This is a genomic window from Listeria sp. SHR_NRA_18 (genome assembly GCF_003856515.1).
In the GTDB taxonomy this organism is placed as follows: Bacteria; Bacillota; Bacilli; order Lactobacillales; family Listeriaceae; genus Listeria_A; species Listeria_A newyorkensis.
Genome location: NZ_QPKR01000007.1, coordinates 159,680 through 180,598, shown reverse-complemented (window position 1 = coordinate 180,598; position 20,919 = coordinate 159,680). Strand labels below are relative to the sequence as shown.

Annotated in this window: 20 protein-coding genes; 13 read left to right on the top strand and 7 right to left on the bottom strand. The window is 44.6% G+C overall.

All coding sequences use genetic code 11. The features are described from left to right. Positions 1–39: 39 nt before the first annotated feature. The 6 genes from DUK53_RS11920 (at position 40) to DUK53_RS11895 (ending at position 5,945) form a co-directional block, all read left to right on the top strand. Complete coding sequence (locus DUK53_RS11920; protein ID WP_036090828.1) at positions 40–1,062, top strand: methionine ABC transporter ATP-binding protein; 1,023 nt, start codon at positions 40–42, stop codon at positions 1,060–1,062. Next, positions 1,059–1,733, top strand: coding sequence for a methionine ABC transporter permease (locus DUK53_RS11915; protein ID WP_036090830.1), 675 nt, complete (start codon positions 1,059–1,061; stop codon positions 1,731–1,733). The genes DUK53_RS11920 and DUK53_RS11915 overlap by 4 nt, the downstream gene beginning before the upstream one ends. Positions 1,734–1,751: 18 nt before the next feature. Then, positions 1,752–2,582 carry a MetQ/NlpA family ABC transporter substrate-binding protein gene (locus tag DUK53_RS11910; protein ID WP_036090832.1) on the top strand — a complete coding sequence of 277 codons (831 nt, stop codon included), beginning with the start codon at positions 1,752–1,754 and terminating at the stop codon, positions 2,580–2,582. Between the two features lie 148 nt (positions 2,583–2,730). Then, positions 2,731–3,669 carry an ABC transporter ATP-binding protein gene (locus DUK53_RS11905; RefSeq protein ID WP_036133112.1) on the top strand — a complete coding sequence of 313 codons (939 nt, stop codon included), beginning with the start codon at positions 2,731–2,733 and terminating at the stop codon, positions 3,667–3,669. Positions 3,670–3,688: 19 nt separating this feature from the next. Next, on the top strand, positions 3,689–4,795 hold the full coding sequence (locus DUK53_RS11900) for an ABC transporter permease (protein ID WP_236637301.1): 1,107 nt from the start codon (positions 3,689–3,691) through the stop codon (positions 4,793–4,795). 1 nt (position 4,796) lies between these two features. Then, a complete protein-coding gene (locus DUK53_RS11895; protein ID WP_077947548.1) occupies positions 4,797–5,945 on the top strand; it encodes an ABC transporter permease in 1,149 nt (382 codons plus the stop codon). A 20-nt stretch (positions 5,946–5,965) separates the two neighbouring features. Here DUK53_RS11895 and DUK53_RS11890 read toward each other — a convergent pair whose 3' ends face one another. The 4 genes from DUK53_RS11890 to DUK53_RS11875 form a co-directional block, all read right to left on the bottom strand. Beyond that, entirely contained in the window at positions 5,966–6,367 is a 402-nt protein-coding gene (locus tag DUK53_RS11890) for a type II toxin-antitoxin system death-on-curing family toxin (RefSeq protein WP_036090837.1), read from the bottom strand. Next, positions 6,364–6,612 (bottom strand): AbrB/MazE/SpoVT family DNA-binding domain-containing protein, encoded by a 249-nt coding sequence (locus DUK53_RS11885; protein ID WP_124892757.1) that lies wholly within the window; start codon positions 6,610–6,612, stop codon positions 6,364–6,366. Before DUK53_RS11885 ends, DUK53_RS11890 begins: the two co-directional genes overlap by 4 nt. Positions 6,613–6,729: 117 nt before the next feature. After that, a complete protein-coding gene (locus DUK53_RS11880; protein ID WP_036090840.1) occupies positions 6,730–7,182 on the bottom strand; it encodes a threonine/serine exporter family protein in 453 nt (150 codons plus the stop codon). Positions 7,183–7,202: 20 nt separating this feature from the next. Next, positions 7,203–7,955 carry a threonine/serine exporter family protein gene (locus DUK53_RS11875; protein WP_036090841.1) on the bottom strand — a complete coding sequence of 251 codons (753 nt, stop codon included), beginning with the start codon at positions 7,953–7,955 and terminating at the stop codon, positions 7,203–7,205. A 171-nt stretch (positions 7,956–8,126) separates the two neighbouring features. Here DUK53_RS11875 and DUK53_RS11870 point away from each other — a divergent pair, with 171 nt between their 5' ends. The 4 genes from DUK53_RS11870 to DUK53_RS11855 all read left to right on the top strand — a co-directional run bounded on the left by DUK53_RS11870 (position 8,127) and on the right by DUK53_RS11855 (position 10,511). After that, positions 8,127–8,336 (top strand): YdbC family protein, encoded by a 210-nt coding sequence (locus DUK53_RS11870; RefSeq protein ID WP_036060774.1) that lies wholly within the window; start codon positions 8,127–8,129, stop codon positions 8,334–8,336. 15 nt (positions 8,337–8,351) lie between these two features. Then, positions 8,352–9,017: an alpha/beta hydrolase gene (locus DUK53_RS11865; protein ID WP_036090843.1), complete on the top strand. Its 666-nt coding sequence runs from the start codon at positions 8,352–8,354 to the stop codon at positions 9,015–9,017. A 22-nt stretch (positions 9,018–9,039) separates the two neighbouring features. Further along, positions 9,040–9,966, top strand: coding sequence for an NADP-dependent oxidoreductase (locus tag DUK53_RS11860; protein WP_036133107.1), 927 nt, complete (start codon positions 9,040–9,042; stop codon positions 9,964–9,966). A gap of 233 nt (positions 9,967–10,199) precedes the next feature. Next, positions 10,200–10,511, top strand: coding sequence for a hypothetical protein (locus tag DUK53_RS11855; protein WP_036090846.1), 312 nt, complete (start codon positions 10,200–10,202; stop codon positions 10,509–10,511). A gap of 57 nt (positions 10,512–10,568) precedes the next feature. Here DUK53_RS11855 and DUK53_RS11850 read toward each other — a convergent pair whose 3' ends face one another. After that, positions 10,569–11,819 carry a hypothetical protein gene (locus DUK53_RS11850; RefSeq protein WP_036133106.1) on the bottom strand — a complete coding sequence of 417 codons (1,251 nt, stop codon included), beginning with the start codon at positions 11,817–11,819 and terminating at the stop codon, positions 10,569–10,571. Positions 11,820–11,993: 174 nt separating this feature from the next. On the opposite strand from DUK53_RS11850, the gene DUK53_RS11845 reads away from it, so the two are divergent. Continuing rightward, positions 11,994–12,179 (top strand): hypothetical protein, encoded by a 186-nt coding sequence (locus DUK53_RS11845; RefSeq protein WP_124892754.1) that lies wholly within the window; start codon positions 11,994–11,996, stop codon positions 12,177–12,179. Positions 12,180–12,352: 173 nt separating this feature from the next. On the opposite strand, the gene DUK53_RS11840 is transcribed toward DUK53_RS11845, so the two are convergent. Continuing rightward, positions 12,353–13,543, bottom strand: coding sequence for a class I SAM-dependent rRNA methyltransferase (locus DUK53_RS11840; RefSeq protein ID WP_036133160.1), 1,191 nt, complete (start codon positions 13,541–13,543; stop codon positions 12,353–12,355). 226 nt (positions 13,544–13,769) lie between these two features. Here DUK53_RS11840 and DUK53_RS11835 point away from each other — a divergent pair, with 226 nt between their 5' ends. Continuing rightward, complete coding sequence (locus tag DUK53_RS11835; protein WP_036133102.1) at positions 13,770–16,235, top strand: right-handed parallel beta-helix repeat-containing protein; 2,466 nt, start codon at positions 13,770–13,772, stop codon at positions 16,233–16,235. Positions 16,236–16,299: 64 nt separating this feature from the next. Here DUK53_RS11835 and DUK53_RS11830 read toward each other — a convergent pair whose 3' ends face one another. Beyond that, positions 16,300–18,120: a LysM peptidoglycan-binding domain-containing protein gene (locus DUK53_RS11830; protein ID WP_036133100.1), complete on the bottom strand. Its 1,821-nt coding sequence runs from the start codon at positions 18,118–18,120 to the stop codon at positions 16,300–16,302. Between the two features lie 428 nt (positions 18,121–18,548). On the opposite strand from DUK53_RS11830, the gene secA2 reads away from it, so the two are divergent. Further along, complete coding sequence (secA2, locus tag DUK53_RS11825; protein ID WP_036133098.1) at positions 18,549–20,867, top strand: accessory Sec system translocase SecA2; 2,319 nt, start codon at positions 18,549–18,551, stop codon at positions 20,865–20,867. Positions 20,868–20,919 lie beyond the last annotated feature (52 nt).

The following is a 20,919-nucleotide window of genomic DNA, read 5'->3' as shown; positions in this document are numbered from 1 at the left end:
TTTTTTGTTTTTAGAAAAAGATTGAGGGTGGAGTTTACTTTGATAAGGCTTAAAAGTGTTGCGAAGGATTATAAGACTCGAAAAAACAATGTGAGAGCAGTGGATGATGTTAATTTGGACATCGCGGACGGTGAAATTTTTGGCGTTGTGGGGTATTCTGGCGCTGGGAAAAGTACGCTGATTCGGATGTTTAACGGTTTGGAGTTGCCGACAGAAGGCACGGTGGAAGTGGATGATTTGTTTATTTCCCAAATTAGAGGGAGTAAATTGCGTAAGGCGCGTCAGCAAATCGGGATGATTTTTCAGCATTTTAATTTGCTTTGGTCGCGTACAGTGTATGATAATATCGCGTTTCCGCTGGAGATTGCGGGAGTGCGTGGCGAGAAGCGGCGTTTTCGAGTGAATGAATTGATTAGACTTGTTGGCTTGGAGGGCAAGGAAGACGCGTATCCTTCTGAGCTAAGTGGTGGTCAGAAGCAGCGTGTTGGGATTGCGCGGGCACTTGCGAATAATCCGAAAGTATTGCTTTGTGATGAGGCGACATCGGCACTCGATCCACAAACGACGGATGAAGTGTTGGAGTTATTGCTCGATATTAATCGCCGTCTGAACTTGACGATTATTGTGATTACGCACGAAATGCACGTTATTCGCAAAATTTGTAATCGTGTGGCGGTCATGGAAGCGGGGCGTGTAGTCGAACTTGGCGATGTTATTGAAGTATTCCAACATCCGAAAGAGTCAGTGACAAAACGGTTTGTGCGCCAAGTAACCGAATCCGATGAGACGGAAGAATTGATTCACATGTTGCTGGAAAACTATTCGGAAGGCAAGCTTGTGAAGCTGCTTTTTGTTGGTGGGAAGGCGACGCAGCCGATTATTTCACAAGTAGCGCAAGACAATAAGGTATTACTCAACATTTTACACGGGAACCTGACGCAAACGCAAAATGGAGCGTACGGGACTTTATATATTCAAATTCAAGGTGAGGAATCGCAAGTCGATGCCACAATCACCCGGTTACGCGAGCTTGAGATAGAAACGGAAGTGATTGAAGGATGAACGATTCGACAGGATATTTCGCAAATGTAGATTGGGACATGATGAAAACAGCCACAGAGGAAACGCTTTACATGACGATTGTTTCGCTGTTCGCGGTCTTCTTCCTAGGCTTGGCTTTGGGGCTCGTTTTATTCTTGACGAACCGTAAAAAGGACGCTGGATCACGGACGGCTTACTGGATAACGGCGATTTTGGTCAACGTGTTCCGGTCGATTCCGTTCATCATTTTAATCGTGTTATTACTTCCGATGACGAAAACGCTTGTCGGTACGATAATTGGGCCTAAAGCGGCGCTACCAGCCTTGATTATTTCAGCGGCTCCATTTTATGCACGAATGGTGGAAATCGCGTTTCGTGAGGTCGACAAGGGCGTTATTGAGGCGGCAAAAGCGATGGGTGCGAACCTATTCACGATTATTGGTAAAGTTTTGATTCCAGAAGCTTTGCCCGCAATCATTTCAGGCATTACCGTGACGGCGATTTCACTGGTTGGCTTCACGGCCATGGCGGGTGTTATCGGTGCAGGCGGGCTCGGAAACGCGGCTTATCTAGAAGGTTTCCAACGAGCACAGCCAGCAGTCACATTAGTTGCGACTATTATTATTTTAATTATAGTATTTGTTTTCCAGTTCATTGGGGACATCTTGACCAAATGGGTCGACAAACGATAGGAAAAGGGGAGTTAACGGATGAAAAAAGTTTTATTAGGATTATTTACACTGACATTGGTATTAGTTTTAGCGGCTTGTGGCGGAGGTTCGAAGGATGATGCGAGTGGCGACAAAGAAACAACGCTTGTTATTGGTGCATCTAACTCACCGCATGCTGTCATTTTAGAAAAAGCGAAACCTATTTTAGCGAAAAAAGGTATTAATTTAGATATTAAAAAGTACACGGACTATGTAATGCCGAATGTGGCGTTGGATGAAGGCGATTTGGATGCGAACTATTTCCAAACGATTCCTTACATGGAGCTTGAAATGAAGGAAAAAGGTTATAAATTCGTGAACATGGGCGGTATTCATATCGAGCCAATGGGTCTTTATTCTAAGAAAATTGATTCGTTAGACGACCTACCGAAAAATGCGCAAGTGATCATGTCTAATAGTAAATCGGATTGGCCGCGTGTGCTGGGCATTTTAGCGGATAATGGCGTAATTAAACTGAAAGACGGCGTGAAGCGTCAAGATGTCACATTTGATGATATCGTTGAAAATCCGAAAAATATCAAATTTAAATACGATGTGGATGCTGGTTACTTGATGACGGCGTACAATAATGAAGAAGGCGATATTGTTGCGATCAACTCGAATTTTGTGGTGGATCAAGGCATGAATCCTAAAGAAGATGCGATTGCGATTGAGCAAACAGATTCTCCTTACGTGAATATCGTTGCGGCACAAGAGAAGAATAAAGATAACAAGGATATTAAAGAATTGGTGAAAGTTTTGCAGTCTAAAGAGATTCAAGATTTCATCACAAAAGAGTGGAAGGGTGCAGTCGTACCGGTTTCTAACTAATAAGCGTTGTGTCGTCCTACCTGATTTGGGTGGGGCGATTTTTTTCGTGAGTGAAAATGTGCTATATTTGATTTATAAAATGGACTGGATTAAAATTGTAATGCTGATTTAGAAATTATTTTTGGAGTAATGGAAGTGAGGAAACGTCATGAAAATCGTGGAGATTGAGCAGTTAACGAAGAAGTTTGAAAAGAATATCGCGGTGGATAATCTGGATTTGACGATAGAAGAGGGACAGATTTTCGGATTGCTTGGGCCTAATGGGGCTGGGAAAAGTACGACGATCAGTGTTTTGTGCGGGCTTTTGAAGAAGAATAGTGGGCAGATTCGGCTGTTTGGGGAGGAGCAGGAGACGCATAGTTTGGAGATTAAGCAGCGAATTGGCTTGGTGCCACAGGATATTGCGCTTTATATTGATTTGTCGGCGTTTGAGAATGTGCGCTTTTTCGCGGGGCTTTATGGGTTGCGTGGGAAGGGATTGGATGCGGCTGCGAACACGGCTTTGGAGTTTGTTGGTTTGGCGGATAAGGCGAAGGATAAGCCGGGGACTTTTTCTGGTGGGATGAAGCGGCGCCTGAATATTGCGTGTGCGATTGCGCATAAACCGGAGCTGATTATTATGGATGAGCCGACCGTGGGGATCGATCCGCAGTCTCGGAATTATATTTTGAAGTCGATTAAGAAGTTGAATGCGTCGGGTTGCACGATTATTTATACGAGTCACTATATGGAAGAAGTCGAGGAGTTGTGTGATTATATTTCGATTATTGACCACGGAAAAGTGATTGCGGAAGGCACGAAGGAACAGTTGGTGAGCCTTGTTTCGGATCGGAAAGAGATGCGTTTAGTTGTGGATGATGCGTCGAAAATTGATCTGGGGGCGTTGCGGGCCATTCCTGGGATTTTGGCGGTGGATGTGACGGAAGGCAATGTGCTTGGCATCACGTCGAACAGTGAGGTAAATAATTTGAACGCGGTTTTAGAACGGCTGATTGGGCAGGCGGTTGAAGTGTTGGAGATGAACCAGCAGACGTTGAATTTGGAAACAGTCTTTTTGAATTTGACGGGCCGAAAATTACGGGATTAGAGAGGAAGTTGAGCTTGTGATGATGATTTTTCATATAATGTTGAAGGCAATCAAGCTGACGCTGCGTGATAAGGGCTATTTTCTCTATATGATGATTTTCCCGTTGGCGTTGATTTTGGTGCTGGGAAGTGTGTTGCAGGACGCTTTTAGTAGCGACGTGGAGCTGGACAAGATGACGGTGGAGTACACGGTGCAAAAGGATAGTCCGGTTGGCAAGGCGTTCGGTGAGTTCGCGACGGGGGCTAGTGGGAAGCAGGTGACGTTTAAGGAAGCGGACAGTGCGAAGGCTGGCAAAGATGCGGTGGCGAATGGGGATGCTGTTGGTTTTGTGGACGTGAAGGATGATTTGACGGTGACGACGAATGCGCCGAGTCAGATTGAAATGAGTGTGCTGGATGGCTATTTGGATGGCTTTGCAGCGCAGTATCGACTGGCGAGTACGATTATAAAAGTAGACCCGACGCAGGCGAGCGTTTTGCAGAATCCTCCAAAAGCCTCGGATTCCGCGATTCAGGTGGAGAAATTGGCTTCGGGAAACAATATTAGTGCTTTTGAATATTATGCGATTGCGATGATTGCGATGGTGATGATGTTTGGGATTAATAGTGGGATTAACGTTTTTCGCGAGGAGAAGGTGCGGCATACGGACGTGCGGCTATTTATCGCGCCAATTAAGAAGTCGACTGCAATTATTGGGAATTTTCTCGGCGCTATTTTTATGCAGACGATGTCACTGATTTTACTGATGGTGATTTCGAATTTGTTTTTCGGGGTTCATTGGGGTGACTATGCGCTCGTGATTTTCGTGATTTATTTCAGTTTATTGTTCTTGTCGGTGGCGCTCGGTATGGCGGTCGACGTGTTTAGTAATGGGAATCCGGCGGCGAATGGGGCTGCGACGATTTTGATACAAGTATTCGCTTTTTTGGGTGGCGCGTATTTCCCGACCGGCGATGGCTTGATGTCCAAATTATCACCGATTGGCTGGGTTCGGATTGGTGTTCGGGATGTCTTGTATAATCATGATGTAGCAGCGGCCGTATTTCCGATAGGCCTGAACTTGTTGATAACAGCGGTTCTTGTTGCTGGAATGAGCCTGTGGATTAGACGAAAGGAAGTGTATTAAGATGCAACAAATTGGTTGGATATTCAAGCATAATTTGAAAAGTCTCACGCAAAACAAGGCGAAATTAATCATGATTATAGGTTTGCCAATCTTGAGTATTTTAATCTATTTTCTTTCGTACGGTGCACAATCTGGGACGACGACGCTGAAAATCGGTTTGGTAAATGATGACCCGGGCGTGTATACGAGTCAAATGGTGACATGGATGAAACAGGATAGCGATAGTGTGCAGTCCGTTTCGAAGCCAGCTGGGGATAAGAAGCTGACTGGCGGTCAATTGGATGCGCTGGTGATTTTTGAGGAGGGTTCGGAAAATAGTATCGCGACACTTGATCCGCAGCATATTAAGGTGAAATCGATGCAGGGCGATGCGGTCAACAAGACTGTGAAGCGAACGGTTGACGCCTCGCTTAGCAACATCATGACGATGATTCAGGCGAGTGAAAAAGGTGGGCAAGATTTCGCGACATATGCCACGACGTTTGATCAGTCAAAACTCAGTGTAACGCAAAAAACGACGAGTAATCAACACGATGTTGTGCTGATGATGTCGACGCAAATCCTCGGTTTTCTATGTATGATGTTGTTGTATGCAGCGGGAAATTTGGGGGAACTTATTTTGCAGGAGAAGGAAGATGGCACGTTTTATCGGTTGATGTCGACGCCGCTTAGTAGCAAAGCGTATCTTTTCGGGAATGCTTTGTTCGCGCTAGCCGTCGTTGTGACCGAGGTCGTCATCTGCTTAACGGCGATGCGATTTGCATTTGGTATCGATCCAGGAGTGTCCTACTTCGCGCTATTTGGTGTGTTGTTCGTCTTCTCGATCATGGCGGTTTTGCTATCATTGGCACTCGGATTCACAGCGACGAGCAGAAAAAGCGTCAGTGGCTTACAAATGATCCTGTTCACGCTAACAAGTCTGCTTTCCGGCGCACTAATTCCGGTTCAAATCATGCCAGCCTTCATGCAAAAAATCGCGGAGTTCTTGCCACAATACTGGGTGATGAACGCGATTACGACACTACAGCAAAATGGCGATTTAGCATCGATTAGCTTGAACATCGCGATTATACTAGGTTACGCCTTGCTATTCTTTTGCATCGCGAGCTACAAATTTACGAAAAACAATCGAGTTAACTCTTTTGTATAGAAAAATTCGGCGATGCCTCGTTAAAGATGCGTCGCCGAATTTTTATTAATCCAATTAGAAATAGTAGCCAGCTCCATATCGCTATTCAGTGCAATACTGACCGTGAAGTCCTCTGCATCCTGATTGGAAGCCATTAATTGTGAACCATTATATTTTAAGAATAAACCTAAAGAAGCAAGCGCTGTCCGCTTATTTGCATTAGCGAAACAATGTTTGATGACTAAGTTTTTATAAAGAATTCCAGCTTTATCATGCAGCGTTGGATAGAGTTCGCGCTCAAAAACAATTTGTTTTGGCTGTTCCACACACATGTTTAGCGCTCCCGGCTCCATGATACCAATAGGCTCCATTGGGCTAAATTTCTTAATCAACAAACCGTTCAACATAATGACCTCGGGTTCCGTGAGATAGCGAAGTGTCATCGATCAACTAAACCGCGGAAGGCTTGGTCGTATTCTTCCAACACTTCTTCGGCCATTTTTAGGAAATCTTGAGAGACAGCTTCTTTCTTCTCAGCGGCTTTTCTTAATTCTACAACGTTATCCTTGATTACAAACTCGACATTATCTCCAGAAACGAGTTCTAGCTTCGACATAACATCTGGCGGCAACGTTGTAATGACACTATGGCCAGATTTTCTAGTAGATCTTTTCAATGCGTACATCATTGTCATCACCTCTCCTATAATAGTATACATGTATATACGTATCGATTCAAGTGTCATAATTCCTATTTTTCGCTCATTGTCCAGATTATTTATTCCATACATAAAAAGAAATGAAGATTAGATATTCTCCTTATGCTCCCGGAAGCGCCGAATACTATGGTTCAAAACCTCTGAAAGTACTAGTCCTGCAGCAATCGCGCCGGCAACTAAGGCAACGCGAACCGAGAATGAAATAGCTTCGAGATAATCGCCGAGCACAAAATTACGAACGGCTTGATAGGCGAGGCCACCTGGTACAAGCGGAACGATGCCTGGAACGTTAAAAATCGTGACAGGTAGCCTTTTTGATTTTGCGAAGAAGAAGCTGGCGATGGCGACCACAAAAGCACCAGCGAGCGTACTCATCGTCGTGCCAGCGTCGAGATGCATTAAAATCCAATAGGTCATCCAGCCAAATGTACCAGTTAGACCACAAGCAATGAGCGAGCGGCGCGGGACATTGGTGATGATAGCGAATGCAAGTGTGGCGAGAAAACTAAATGACAGTTGCATGAGTATAGTCCAAAACATTTGCTTTTACCCCCTTATTTCTATCCAAAAAACCGAAACACAACGGCGATTCCAATTCCGATCGTCCCAGCTGTAATCAAAGCTTCCGTCCCGCGTGCCATTCCTGATAGCAGATGTCCCGCGAGCAAATCGCGCACGGCGTTCGTAATTGGAACCCCTGGCACAAGTGGCATTACACCACCGATAATCATCTTATCCAAACTCACGCCCCAGCCAATCGAAATCGACAAAACCGCCAACATTCCGACCGTAAACGCAGCTAAAAATTCTGCTAAAAATTTAACTTTGAAAAATTCTGTCCCGTAATAAAAAATCGAAAATCCAATCGCGCCAATAATACAAGTCGTTAATAAGTCTTTCCAAACCCCTCCGAAAATCATCATCAGCGTTCCACTAACCACTGCGGCCGCAACAATTTGCAACCAGACTGGGAAGAAAATCACTTCCTTATCAAGCGTCCGCAACTTCGTATAAAATTGACCCAATGAAATCTGCTTCATCGTGAATTCACGCGACAAATCATTGACCTTTGAAACCTTTTCCAAGTCAATCGTCCGCGTTGGAATCTGCTCCATTTTCACCGTTGTACCGCCTTGCAAAGCCATAAAAATACCAGTCGGCGTCACAAAGCTAATCCCTTTCGAATCCGAGCCAGCTTCTGCAATCCGGCTCATCGTATCTTCCACACGGTACATTTCCGCACCACTTTCCATCATAATTTTTCCCGCCAATAAACATGTGTCCAGCAAAAAATCTTGAGGAGTTTCTTCCATCGTTCTGACCTCCGTTCTATCTACTCTCTAATCCCATCCTAACGCAACCACGGCGATATTTCTAGTTAAAATAAAAAGATTTTTGGAAAATACGATTCTACGAGGGGATTTGAGGGTAAATATCTGTTAGTATGAACTATGGTAGATTACTTAATAAAGGAGTTTTTGCAGATGAGCAGTATTGAATATGAAATTGTAGAGCATATTGGTGTTTTGTCGGAGAATTCGAAAGGGTGGCGCAGAGAGGTCAATCTGATTAGCTGGAACGGTCGCGCGCCGAAATACGATATTCGTGATTGGTCACCAGGCAATGAAAAAATGGGCAAAGGCATCACGCTCACGGAGGAAGAATTTAAAAAAATCGCTGAATTAGCGAAGTAACGGGGGAATTGTTTTATGTTTGCATATGATATTTATGAACCGATTGATCGGAAGGTAGAAGATACGTTTCCGACCATCTTTACACTTCACGGTATTGGAGCAGATGAACTAGATATGCCAGGTACACTCGAGTCAATAATGGATCGCTTCGTTATTGTCAGCATTCGAGGTAGCGTGCAACAAGGTCCAGGATATTCCTACTACAAGCCGGTATTGGACGGCGAACCTAGTGAAAAGACGATTTCATATGCAGCAAACAACGTTCACGAATTTATTGAAACCATTTTGAAGCAGTACCCATCGATTGACCGAAAAAAGCTCTATCTGTTCGGCTTTGATCAAGGTGGGATCGTTGCGATGACTGAGTTTGTGAAAAATGGTGGGATGTATCACGGCGGCGTTTTTCTGAGCGCGAAATTACCAGCCTTTTTAGAAGATGGACCGAAAAACTTATTATTGAAGTCCAAACGTATTTTTATCGGGCATGGAACAAAAGATCCGATATTTCCTGTCACAGAAGGCGAGCGGTCGGCGAAATATTTTGAAAGTCTAAGCAATGATGTAACATTCCAGACTTTTGATGTGGTGCATAATGTCAGCGCAGAAGAAGCAGAGATTATATTGGATTGGTTTACGAAAGTGGAAGTGAATAATCCAGCAGCGAATAAAGAAAAAAGTTAAACAAACATGGAGGTTTTACAGGATGAAAGCATTAGGTTTTACAAAGTATGGCGATCCAGAAGTATTTGAAGAATTAGAATTACCAAAACCAAAAGCAAGTGAAAAAGGCGTGGTTATCAAAGTTTTAGCAGCGGGGGTGAACCCTTACGACGGCTTATTACGATCAGGCGCGATGCAAAAAATGCGGCCACTCGAGTTCCCGATTGTTCCAGGAAGTGATATTGTCGGCGAAATTACCGAGATCGGCTCTAAAGTGAAGAATTACGCGGTTGGAGATATCGTGATTGGCCATCCAGCAATTGGCGGTTACAGCGAATATGTTGCGACTCCGAGTTACAACGTCGTGAAGAAACCGAAAGAGATGAGCCTCGAGGAAGCAGCAGGACTAGCCTCAGTTGGAATTACGGCTTACTATGCCCTTCAAGTTGCCAAACTGAAAAAAGGCGAAAAACTGATCATTCTCGGCGCGTCAGGAGCAGTCGGTTCGATAGCTGTCCAAATCGCGAAGGAACAAGGGCATAAAGTGATTGGTGTAGCGAGCAGTAAGAACGCGGATTACGTGAGTGCATTAGGCGCTGACCACGTTTTCTCTTATGATCGCGATGATTTATCTCAAGTGTTGCATAATAAAGCGAACGTTGTGCTGGACATGAGTTTTGGCGGTAAAGGTTCCGCGGAAGGATTGCACTACGTGAAAAGAGGCGGACGCTATGTTTCGCTAACAAGTTTGCCAGAAAATGCAGACGAGAAGAAAGTGAAAGCTATCCGTATGAAGCGTTCGAAAGATATGAAGGACAAAGAAGCGTTGGGATACTTGGCCGATTTGTACCGTGCGCATAAATTACAATTAAAAACAGCGGAAGTGCTGACATTCGATCTACGCGGCGTGATTGGCGCGCATCAGTTGATTGATAAGAAGCAAGTGGCTGGGAAGTTGATTTTGAAGTAATAAATGGAGACACCTGAGAAATTGGGTGTCTCAGCGTGTCGATAAACGACCATTTTCGCTGTTAAAAGCTCTGTTCCGATGCTCATGTACCCCAGTACGCTCCGCTTCGGTACTCACTTTTTCCTAGAAACTAGTCATTTGTCGACACGCTGAGGTTTTGCGGGAAATCACGGGAAGTAGTTTTTCTACAGTCTGATGTGCCTATGTGATTTTGAAAAAAGGTGAGGATGAAAATGCATATATTAAATGGAAATCATAAGTACTCGCAGCAGGCAACGAAAGCCCTATTAATCGTATTTTTTACGACAAGTGCATTGATTCTTTTGTCGATTATAGCCATGTTCCTCTTGAAGGCTTGGTGGCCGCTGATTGTTATCGCGGTGACTGTATTAGGTTGGTATTTATTTAATACAACGCGTAAAACGGTGCCGCTGTATGATTTGACGGAGCAGACGGATATTGTGGTGGCTAATAAAGATTGGGTGGCGTTTAAAAAAAGTTATCCGAATCAAGTCGTTGCGAATGGCAAGAAAACAGAAGTGTGAGTCAGAGAAAAGGTAGTATATTCATGGAGCGACCAATCCGTGAATATACTACCTTTTTTAGCGTAGAATTTTGCCTAAATAGAGGCCACTGCAAGCTGCGTGTGACAGAGAATGCGTGGCGCCGGAACAATCACCGATGAAATAGAGGTTCGGAACATTAGACTCAAATGCCATGTTGGTTTGTATCTCCGGCCCGAAATCCTTCGTGTCGTAGCAGTATAATAAGGTATTTCCATCTATTTTAGATGGTATACTCTGCTCTAATTGGCGAAAAAAAGCGAGCGTATCTTGCAATAAGTCCTCTAAAAGGATGTCAGCCGAGAAATCAGATTCGTATGGCACGGTGCCTTGGATTTCCTTGCGCGGCTCGAATTCTGAGGATAACGAAGAAAGCGGATAACCAATGATTCTGTCTTGATTTTGGTTGATTTTAGAGAATAGCGACTCGAGATAAGCGTTCATTTCTGCTTCGGTATCAAAATAATAAGGACGGAAAAGTGTGAAGTTTAGATTCTTGCTTGGTTTGTCTTCTCGAGAGTTCTGGCCCTCTGCCGTCACGCGGCCGTGCAGATGGCGCTTAATGACCCGCCCGAATTTGTTCATACAATAGCTATAAAGATTGCCACTCCTCATTTTGACTTCCAGGTTGTTTTGGAGAATTGGATCAAATGTTTCGCTTAACATTTCGATGCGGAAACCGATGTCGACTCTCGTTTTCTGATATGTAAGGCCTAATTCCGCAAAGCTTTTGTTCAGGAGTGGATTCTTTTTGGAACCGGTGGCAACAATGACTTTTTTGGCGTGAAAAATATTGTTTTCTGAGGTTGTGATTTGGAATGTATCGCCGGTTTTCTCAATGTGGCTCACGGCGTTGTTAAAGAGGAATTCTAATTTAGTAGATAGGTATGCGAATATATTGTTATACACTTCTTTTGAAAGCGCGGTGCCTAGGTGCTTGGTTGGGCAGTCTAGGAATTGGATGAAAGAATCATTTTCGATATCCGCGTGGGATTGATAGGTTAATGCAGATTTCCCACCGAATGTATCGATTATTTCCTCGACTTCTGATAGATGCTTGATGACCAAGTTTTCTCCGATTTTGCTACTTAAATTACCACCCAAATCAGGCGAAAAATTATATTTTCCTTCCGATAAACCTAAGCCGCCAAAACCAGTTGTGGAAGGTTTGGCAAGGCGGTCTTCTATGTCAGGGCCTGCATCAATGGCGAGGATTTTTTTGTTAGTGTCTAGTTTCAGCATGGTGAAGATACTGCTGACGCCAGAGCCGATGATTATGATATCGTACATTTTTTTGACTCCTTTCTAAGTATGTTAACTTCGTTTTATAATAGGTTAACATCGATGGGAGGAAATTGCAATAGGCTTTCCTAAATCTCAACTAAAGGCGCTTTTTAGCTAGCTCTTTTTTATTTTTTCAATGCGGAATCAATTTACTATAGCAAATATTCGAGGTATGATTAAATGAAAGATAGAAAAGGAGAAAAATTACATGTGGGCTCTATTTTGCTTGATCTTAATAACAATCACTATACTAACGATTATTCCAATGACCATTATTGGCGTTCAAAAAATAAGGAAAGGGCAACTGGAAAACTATTTTGTACATCGCATGGTAAGTGGACGAATATGGCGCGATATCAAGGATAAGAACACAGTTACCGTTTTGATCTATAAAGTGCAGCGCCTTCTATTTATATCCTATTTTTTCTCCATGGTTGGGCTCGTATTTCAGGTACTGGCTTCAACAGGAGTACTCCAACTAAATCCAATAAAAACCTCCAATCAGGGCATCTCGACGCGCCGTGACTGGAGGTTTTTTCCTATTTTACTTCCAAAAACAAGACCTTCAAATAATCGCCTTCTTTAAAACTACTCCGCGTCGCAAAATCTGCGGGGAGCGTAAACTGCTCAACAATGCGGTATTCGCGTCCTTGATTCCTAAACGCTTCTTGCACGACCTGCTTGAATTTATCCATGCCATAGCCGGCGTAATTCGTTGATGCGACGATGATTCCGTTCGGATTCGTAATCGCTATACTTTCCTCCAACAGTTTTCCGTAGTCTTTCGCGACGCTGAATGTTGTTTTTTTCGTGCGGGCGAAGCTTGGTGGGTCTAGGATGACCATATCGAACGCCAATTCTTTGCGGTTCGCGTATTTGAAATATTGGAAAACGTCTTCGGCCATGATGGTGTGTGCAGCTGGATCGAGTTCGTTCACGGTGAACTGCTCGCGGGTTTTCGGGATGCTACGATTGGCGACGTCGACATTGGTTGTATGTGCGGCGCCTCCGAATGCTGCGGCTACGGAAAACGCGCCGGTGTAGGAGAATGTGTTCAAAACGGTTAGTCCGGCGGCGTATGTGTCGCAAATCGTTTTACGAACGTCGCGCTGATCGAGGAAAATGCCGGTCATCGCGCCGTCGTTTAGGTATACTGCATAATTAATGCCGTTTTCCTTGATGATAAGCGGTTCTGGGGCAGTGTCGCCTTCTAAGAAATCATCGCTTTCTAGATACTGACCTTTTGCGTCGAAGCGTCGTTTTTCGTAGATGCCACGCGTGGTAATCGCCGTTTTGATAGCGGCAAGGATCGTCGACTTCCATTGATAAATCCCGTGGCTATACCATTGCAGGACGAGAAAGCCGTCGTAATAATCGATCGTTAAACCGCCTAAACCATCGCCCTCGCCGTTAAAAATTCGAAACGCGGTTGTGGCGTCATCATTGAAAAAAACTTGGCGTTTCGCAAAAGCTTCTTCGAAAAGTGTGGCGAAAAAGGCTTGATCAAGTGCTTGTTTTTCGTCGTAGGTCAGTATCCAGCCGATGCCTTTATTCTGATTGCCGTGATAGCCTTTTGCGAGGAAGCGGCCGGATTCGTCGACTAAGCGCAGAATCACGCCTTCTTCCATGTCTGGGAAGGTCACGAGTGCTTCTTTTGTTAGTAAGGGGTAGCCTTTTATGTAGCTTTGAGCTGATTTTTTCTTTATTTTAACGGTTATTTCATTCACAATTTTCATCCTCATTTATAAAGTAGTACCTCCACTATATCACAAAACAATCGGAAACGAAATTGTGACAGAACGTTCATATCTATCTGGCTTTTAGCGGAAATATTTAACTTTTAGAATAGCGAATTATGCTATGATTTTAGTTGAAGGGGCTATTTTAAGGAGGGATGTAGACGCAGGGATCTTCAGGAGATAAGCATGATATCCAAAAATAGGGAGGATGTTTCGTGTGAAGAAGTTACTGTTTATGTTAATTGTTGTTGTTTTTTGTGCTGTTGGTCATCAGGGGATTCAGGCAGAAACGAACGAATTGGATTTAAATAAATATGTAACCGCTAACAATAAGGAACTTGCTGAACAAAATGCTTATAACTGGAATGATCTGATGCGTAAATTGGATAGTTCCGAACCTACAACGATTTATGTGCCAAAAGGAGATTTTTACTTTAGTCAAACGCTGGCGATTCCGTCAAATGTTACGATTATTGGGGCGGGGAATCACGATACGGCTTTCATTTTTACGAAAGTGGTGGTGGGAATTACGAATCGTTTTCCTGCAAATGAGATGCGGGCGAGCGGGATTCGTCTGGAGAATTTGAAAATCACGTATGCGGATGCGGCGGTGGATCAGAAGGCGTCAAGTCTTGTGAGTTTTGGGACGGCGTATGATGAGGCGAGCTATGAGGATTATCAGGTCATTGATACGCTTACAATCGAGAATTGTATCATCGACGCGAAGAAGAAGGGGAGTTCCGCGCTTTATCTTGGACGGGTTGCGAATGCGACGATTAGCGGGAACGTGATTCGAAATTCGGGTTTGCAGAACGGGATTGGATTGGAATTTTGCAAGAATGTGCGGATTTATGATAATGAGCTGACGGATCTCGGGCGTTCGGGGATTCAGATGTACCGCTTTAATGGCGGGAAAAACGAGCCGATTTTGATTGAGAATAATCGGATTATGAATTGGATGCAGCGGTATGGTTACGAGCATTTCAAGACGAAATATGAGGCGGGAATTCCGGTCGACGTGATGAATGACGCGGGAATTGATAGCTACGGTCCGAAAAACGAGAATTTGATAATCAAAAATAACGTTTTGACGGCTGGCAGGGTGAATAGTTACAATCCGAATAATACGAAGATTCTCGCGGATTATGGGGAAAATATTTATAAAGAGCACGTCATTTTTTTCACGGGAATTCGGTTGTGTGGTGTGAAGGACCTGCTTGCAAAGGGAAACGAGGTCGATTTGAAGGGGCGCGATATTTTCACGTTGGTGTATATTAATAGTCGCGAAAAGGAGAAGGACGGCGCGCCGATTGTGACGAAGCCGGACAATATTATGCTGGAGCAAAACACGTTTCGTGCGGAGGGCAATATTCGCTACCCAGTTCGTATTTTTGAGGGGGACACGGCGGGGATAGCGTTTACAAACAATCAATTCGCGGTGGACGGGAAGCTGGTCGATAACGGCTATTTCGCGTTTTTCACAGTCAGTTCGACGACGGAAAAACTGCTTCTGATCGGAAATAAAATCGAGATGTCGACGCGGCTGGATCATCTTGTTTCGGTGAGTGACAACGAATACAACGGGGAAAAGGTAAAGCTGGCAGAGCTCGGAATGGTTTTGAATACGTGGAATGGCGATGTGGCAAAAAAGGTTCGCGGGAATATTGGGTCGCTGGACGGCACGTATTTTTTGCAGGATAAACCGCTGTATACCAACACGAATTTGTATACGGGGCAGTATCGGGAACCAGTTTGGAAGGTTCGATTAGTGAAAAATGGCGTGGTTATCAAGCAAGCGGAAATGGATGAGGCGGTCAAAAGCTACACATTCCGAGGCGTGGATGGGTTGGTGAAAGAAGACGGGGCATCGTACGAACTGCTCGGCGTGGACAAGGCGTACAAAGAAGTGCTGCGGATTCCACTGATGGTCCTGCCAAACCTAGATGTTCCAGCGTATATCATCGGCACCAGTGATTATCAAGGTCGTTTTGGAGGCGCTATCACGAAGGTTCGACTTTTGAAAAATAAGCAGGTGTTGAAGCAAGCGGACACGATCGGGGCGGATTATCGGTTCAAAGATATGAAGAGTCTCATTCAGGATGACGGTAGCAGTTATGAAATTATCGGTGTGGATAAAAATTATCAAGAGGTTATTCGTATCCCGCTGGAGAGACGGTCGATTTTAATGGTGCCGGAATATACGGTTGGTGATCGGGAATTAACGGGGGATTTCCAGGATAATATCTGTTTTGTGCGGCTGTATAAAGACGGGAATATCATGAAGAATGCGGATATCACGGCGAATAAGTACGCGCTGAAAGGTTTGGAGAATATCGTGGCGAAGGATGGAAGCAACTATGAAGTGGTCGGTTTGGATGCGAGTTACAAAGAGGTAGTCCGAATCGATTTAAAAGTGAATGCGCTACAGGTGAGCTTGACGCCGAATCTTTATACGCTAGGGGCAAGAGAAAATAGCGGGGTATTCGATGGTCCGGTTGCGCGTGTGCGTTTATCGAAAAATGGTGCCATCGTGAAACAAGCGGATGTGGACGTGTTAGCCAAAACCTACGTATTAAAAGGGCTAGATACCATTGTTCAAAAGGATGGGAGTAAATATGAACTCGTCGGCGTGGATCAGTTTTTCAAGGAGATCATTAGAGTGGATTTTAGAATAGCGAACTAGTACAAAATAAAGAAGCGGAAAGGATTATCCGAGTTTGGACAATCATTCCGCTTCTTTTTATTGTTTAGAAATTAGCAACTTTGCCGTATCCTACAAGATACTTAGCCCAGTAGCCAGATGTTACGTTGTCAATTTTCACGCCATCGTTTTGTGCGTTGATCATTTGACCGCCGCCGATGTAGATACCAACGTGTGCAATGCCGCTACCATAATCAAAGAATACTAGGTCGCCGGGTTGTGCTTGGCTCGCGCTGACCTTTGTGGAAGCTGCGTATTGGGATCCAGATGTACGTGGAATCGAAATGCCTTGTTTTGCAAAGACGTATTTCGTATAACCAGAGCAATCGAAGGATGATGGTCCATTTCCGCCCCATGAATAAGGTTTTCCAAGGTGTTTCTGCGCTTCGTTCATTAATGCGCTGAAACTTGCAGTGCCAGACGATGAATTGCTGTTGGAATTGTTATTGGAGTTGCCAGTGTTGGCGTTGGAATTCGAATTGCTGTTATTATTGTTTGATGTTGATGGTTTGTTAACGTTGGAAGCTGTTCCTTTTACTTTTAATACATCGCCAACTTGTAGGTTGTCACTTGATGCGTTGTTGAGTGCTTTCAAGTTAGCTACCGTTGTGCCAAATTTTTGCGCGATTGTGAAGTACGAGTCGCCGCTTTGGACAGTGTAGTTAGATGTATTCGAAGTGTTGACAGCTGGTTTATTCGGCGTGCTTGGTTTGTTGACATTGGTTGTCGTGTTTGTATCTGGTTTCGATACTTCTGGTGTTACGACTGGTTTTTCTGTGTCGGGTTTGTTCACCGTTTCTTTCACTGGTGCGGAACCTTTCACTTTCAAAACGTCGCCGACAACGATATTATCATCAGTTAGGCTGTTGATTGCTTTTAAGTTTGCTACGCTTGTGCCAAAAAGTGTTGCAATTTTAGAAAGCGAGTCGCCAGATTGAACGGTGTATGTAGATGCGTTTGTATCTACTTGAACGACTGGAGCTTCGTTTTGTTCCAATTTCGGTGGTGCAACTGGAGCAGGTGTTTCTTCTTTAGCCTCTTCTTTCACTTCTTCTTTCGCTGGTGGTGCAGTTTCTGTAACGGTTTCCGGTGCTTCGTCTTTCACAACGGGAGCGGTTACTTCTTCTTTTTCAGGTGCAGCGGGAGCTTGTGCTTCGCTTTGATTGACTGCAAGTGTTTGACCAACGTAGATCGAAGAGGAAGATAGGTTATTCCATGCGATCAAGTCTTGAACGGATACGCCGTATTTGGTTGATAATGCCCAAAGTGTGTCGCCGCTTTTTACTTTATGTGTTGTCGCGTTCGCTGTTACTTCTTGTTCTGCAGCAGGTTGTGTTGCTTCTGCCTCAGCTTTTGGCGCGACTGGTGTTTCGGTTTTTTGTTCGTTTACTTCTTCTTTTGCAGGTGTGCTTGGTGCTTCTTCTGCTTCTACAACGGGCGCTACAGCCGTGATATCAGATAGATATTTGCCATTGACATAACCTGATTTACCGTCTTCGTATACGACTTTATTCCAGCCGTTTGCTTCGGTTGTTTCGACAGTGACTTGTGTGCCACCTTTAATGGAAGTGATAATGTTGTTGTCAGCGCTTGGTCCTTGACGAACGTTTAGCCACGTTGCGTTGACCGCTTTCTTCGTTTCCTCGGTAACTTTGTTTACCTCTAATTTTTGACCAGGATAAATTGTATCTGAAGTTAGTTTATTGGCTTTTTTAATAGAATCAACGTCTGTACCTGCTTTTTGAGCGATTCCCCATAGTGTGTCGCCTGCTTGTACGATTACCGTGCTTGCTGATGCGATAGTTGGTGCTGCGAAGGCTGTTACTGCGATTCCTGCAGTTGCCGTTGCGATTGCCGCCTTTTTCATATTTTTAAAACTCCTCTCTTACTTTTTGTTCTAGGTTTTTCTTTTTATACATACTCATGTAATACCCATTCTACGGGGAATTAAATTAAATTACAAATGGAGAAATCAGGATTTGGAGCTATTTCATGAACACGCGGTTGTTTCTGTAACATAGTTGTAAAGAAGCAAAATCAGAACGCGTGTTTCATCCGTGCATAGAACGCATGAACTTGGGAAGTAGGGAGGTGAATTAATATACAATAGCTTTATTAGACTTGCGCAACACGAAACCTATTGGTAATCAGCAACAGAAAAATTTAATCAAACTGTAACAATTGAATTCGAGTTGTTTTCACTAACCGTGACGTAATGTGAAAATTGTTCCGTGATTTCCTTGGTTTTGCAATGGTTTCTAGGTTATAATAGGAGAGGATTAGGAGGCATAAAAAATGGCACAAACATATGATGATCGAAAAATAGTAAAAGCATATCGGGATTTGGCTCGCGAGGTAGTGAAGCGGGAAGATTTATATAGATTGATGGATCAGTCGGCGTTACAGGAGCAGACACAACACTGGTTGCAAAAGTTTCAGGAACGTGAGATTACGGAGCGGGATCGGATTTATATTTTTGCACTTGTAAGGGAGGCTGCGCGGCGTGTGGTTGGCCTGGAGGCGGTGATGGTGCAGTTGATTGGTGCTTTCGTGCTCGGTGATGGGAAAATTGCGGAGATGAAGACGGGGGAAGGGAAGACGCTCGTTTCTTTGTTTGTCATGTACATAGAAATTTTGCGGGGGAATAAGGTGCATCTTGTGACGGCGAATGAATATTTGGCGAAGCGTGACCGTGAGGAAATTGGGCGCGTGTTGGAGTACCTTGGCTTGTCTGTGGGCTTGAATGTTTCGGGGCTTGATAAGGAGCAGAAACAGGCGATTTATAAGGCGGACGTTATTTATGGAACGGCGGCGGAGTTTGGATTTGATTATTTGCGGGACAATATGGTGCGTCAGACGGAGGACAAAGTGCAGACGAGCCTTGATTTCGTGCTGATAGATGAGGCGGATTCGATTTTGATTGATGAGGCTCGGACGCCGCTTTTGATTTCGGATCGCAAGGAAGAGGATTTGACGCTGTACGGTGTGGCGGATACGCTCGTTCGGACGATGTTGACGGATGATTACGAGGTCGAGGAGAAGAAGCGTTTCGTGTGGTTGCATGACGCGGGAATCGAGAAGGCACAGCGTTTCTGGGGCATTGATTCGTTATATGCGGAGGAACATCAGCCGCTCCACCGGATTACGACGCTACTTTTACGGGCGCATTTTTTGATGCATAAGGACAAGGATTATGTCGTGTTGGACGGGGAAGTCTTGATTATCGATCCGCATACGGGACGGGCTTTGCCGGGACGGCGTTTTAATGATGGTTTGCACCAAGCGATTGAGGCAAAAGAAGGCGTGGAGGTTCGTGAGGAATCGCGGACGCTGGCGACGATTACGGTGCAGAATTATTTCCGGATGTACAAGAAGCTTTCGGGCATGACGGGGACGGCGAAAACGGAGGAAGAGGAATTTCGGCATATTTATAATATGGATGTCGTGGTGATTCCGACGCATTTGCGGGTGAACCGGGTAGATAATGCGGATGAAGTTTTCTATACGCGGGAGCAAAAAGGGGAAGCGATTGTTCGTGAGGTTTCGTGGCTTTATGAACGGGGGCAACCGATTTTGATTGGGACGTCTTCGATTAAGAGCAATGAGTGGGTCAGCGAGTTGCTTTTGAAAGCGGGAATTCCGCATCAAGTGCTGAACGCGAAAAATCATGAACAAGAGGCGGAGATCATTGCGCGCGCTGGAAAACGAGGCATGGTGACGCTTGCGACGAATATGGCGGGACGCGGAACGGATATTAAGCTGGATAAAGGCGTCTACACATTGGGTGGTCTTGCGGTGATCGGGACGGAGCGTCATGAGAGTCGCCGTATCGATTTGCAGTTAATGGGACGTTCTGGCCGCCGTGGTGACCCTGGTTTTAGTAAGTTTATTTTGTCACTGGACGATGAATTGGTCGATCACTTCGATAACAAGCGTTGGGAAAGCTATATTCGCCGGATGAAGCGGAAATATAATTTTGATGATAAACCGGTGCATTCGCGAAAAGTGCATCAGTTGGTGATTGAGGCGCAGAAACGTTTAGAGGGCTCGAACTATGACATTCGGAAGGACTTGCTCGCGTATGATGAGGTCATCGATATCCAACGCAAAAAGGTATACGAAGAGCGCGACCGCCTGCTTGGCATCGATAAATTGGGCGCTTTCTCCGAGCGAATTTTGCGGGAAGTGGCGGAAGATGTTTTCTCGGAACGCGAACCAGATTTAGACGCGCGCTACGCAAAAATGGGCGAATTACTCGGCGGAACGAAATTTCCATATTCGTTTGACCAGGTCACGTTGATGTCGCAAGAAGAAGCCGTAGAAGCGCTCATTTTCTGGCATCGGAAACAACGAACGAAATTCCCAACCGGGACAATCAATCAAATCGAAAAAGAGGTTTATCTGAACTTGCTGGATCAAATGTGGGTGATGCACTTGGATCAAATGGTGCAACTCCGAGAAGGAATTCATTTGCGCGCTTACGGGCAACAAGATCCACTCGTGATGTACCAAAAAGAAGGCGCAGAGCTATTTACCAACTTCCAAGATCGCTATCATTTCTATTTTGCGCACGCTTTATTGGAGCTCGATCCAGAAGGACTTGTATTAGGATAAACGTAAATACGTGATATCTCTAGGGATTACTTGTATACTAGTTTACAAACGA

Coding starts and splice junctions, on each gene's coding strand:
- DUK53_RS11915 (WP_036090830.1), top strand. CDS start 1,059: ATGAACGATTCGACAGGATATTTCGCAAATGTAGATTGGGACATGATG.
- DUK53_RS11910 (WP_036090832.1), top strand. CDS start 1,752: ATGAAAAAAGTTTTATTAGGATTATTTACACTGACATTGGTATTAGTT.
- DUK53_RS11905 (WP_036133112.1), top strand. CDS start 2,731: ATGAAAATCGTGGAGATTGAGCAGTTAACGAAGAAGTTTGAAAAGAAT.
- DUK53_RS11900 (WP_236637301.1), top strand. CDS start 3,689: ATGATGATTTTTCATATAATGTTGAAGGCAATCAAGCTGACGCTGCGT.
- DUK53_RS11895 (WP_077947548.1), top strand. CDS start 4,797: ATGCAACAAATTGGTTGGATATTCAAGCATAATTTGAAAAGTCTCACG.
- DUK53_RS11890 (WP_036090837.1), bottom strand. CDS start 6,367: ATGACACTTCGCTATCTCACGGAACCCGAGGTCATTATGTTGAACGGT.
- DUK53_RS11885 (WP_124892757.1), bottom strand. CDS start 6,612: ATGATGTACGCATTGAAAAGATCTACTAGAAAATCTGGCCATAGTGTC.
- DUK53_RS11880 (WP_036090840.1), bottom strand. CDS start 7,182: ATGTTTTGGACTATACTCATGCAACTGTCATTTAGTTTTCTCGCCACA.
- DUK53_RS11875 (WP_036090841.1), bottom strand. CDS start 7,955: ATGGAAGAAACTCCTCAAGATTTTTTGCTGGACACATGTTTATTGGCG.
- DUK53_RS11870 (WP_036060774.1), top strand. CDS start 8,127: ATGAGCAGTATTGAATATGAAATTGTAGAGCATATTGGTGTTTTGTCG.
- DUK53_RS11865 (WP_036090843.1), top strand. CDS start 8,352: ATGTTTGCATATGATATTTATGAACCGATTGATCGGAAGGTAGAAGAT.
- DUK53_RS11860 (WP_036133107.1), top strand. CDS start 9,040: ATGAAAGCATTAGGTTTTACAAAGTATGGCGATCCAGAAGTATTTGAA.
- DUK53_RS11855 (WP_036090846.1), top strand. CDS start 10,200: ATGCATATATTAAATGGAAATCATAAGTACTCGCAGCAGGCAACGAAA.
- DUK53_RS11850 (WP_036133106.1), bottom strand. CDS start 11,819: ATGTACGATATCATAATCATCGGCTCTGGCGTCAGCAGTATCTTCACC.
- DUK53_RS11845 (WP_124892754.1), top strand. CDS start 11,994: ATGAAAGATAGAAAAGGAGAAAAATTACATGTGGGCTCTATTTTGCTT.
- DUK53_RS11830 (WP_036133100.1), bottom strand. CDS start 18,120: ATGAAAAAGGCGGCAATCGCAACGGCAACTGCAGGAATCGCAGTAACA.
- secA2 (WP_036133098.1), top strand. CDS start 18,549: ATGGCACAAACATATGATGATCGAAAAATAGTAAAAGCATATCGGGAT.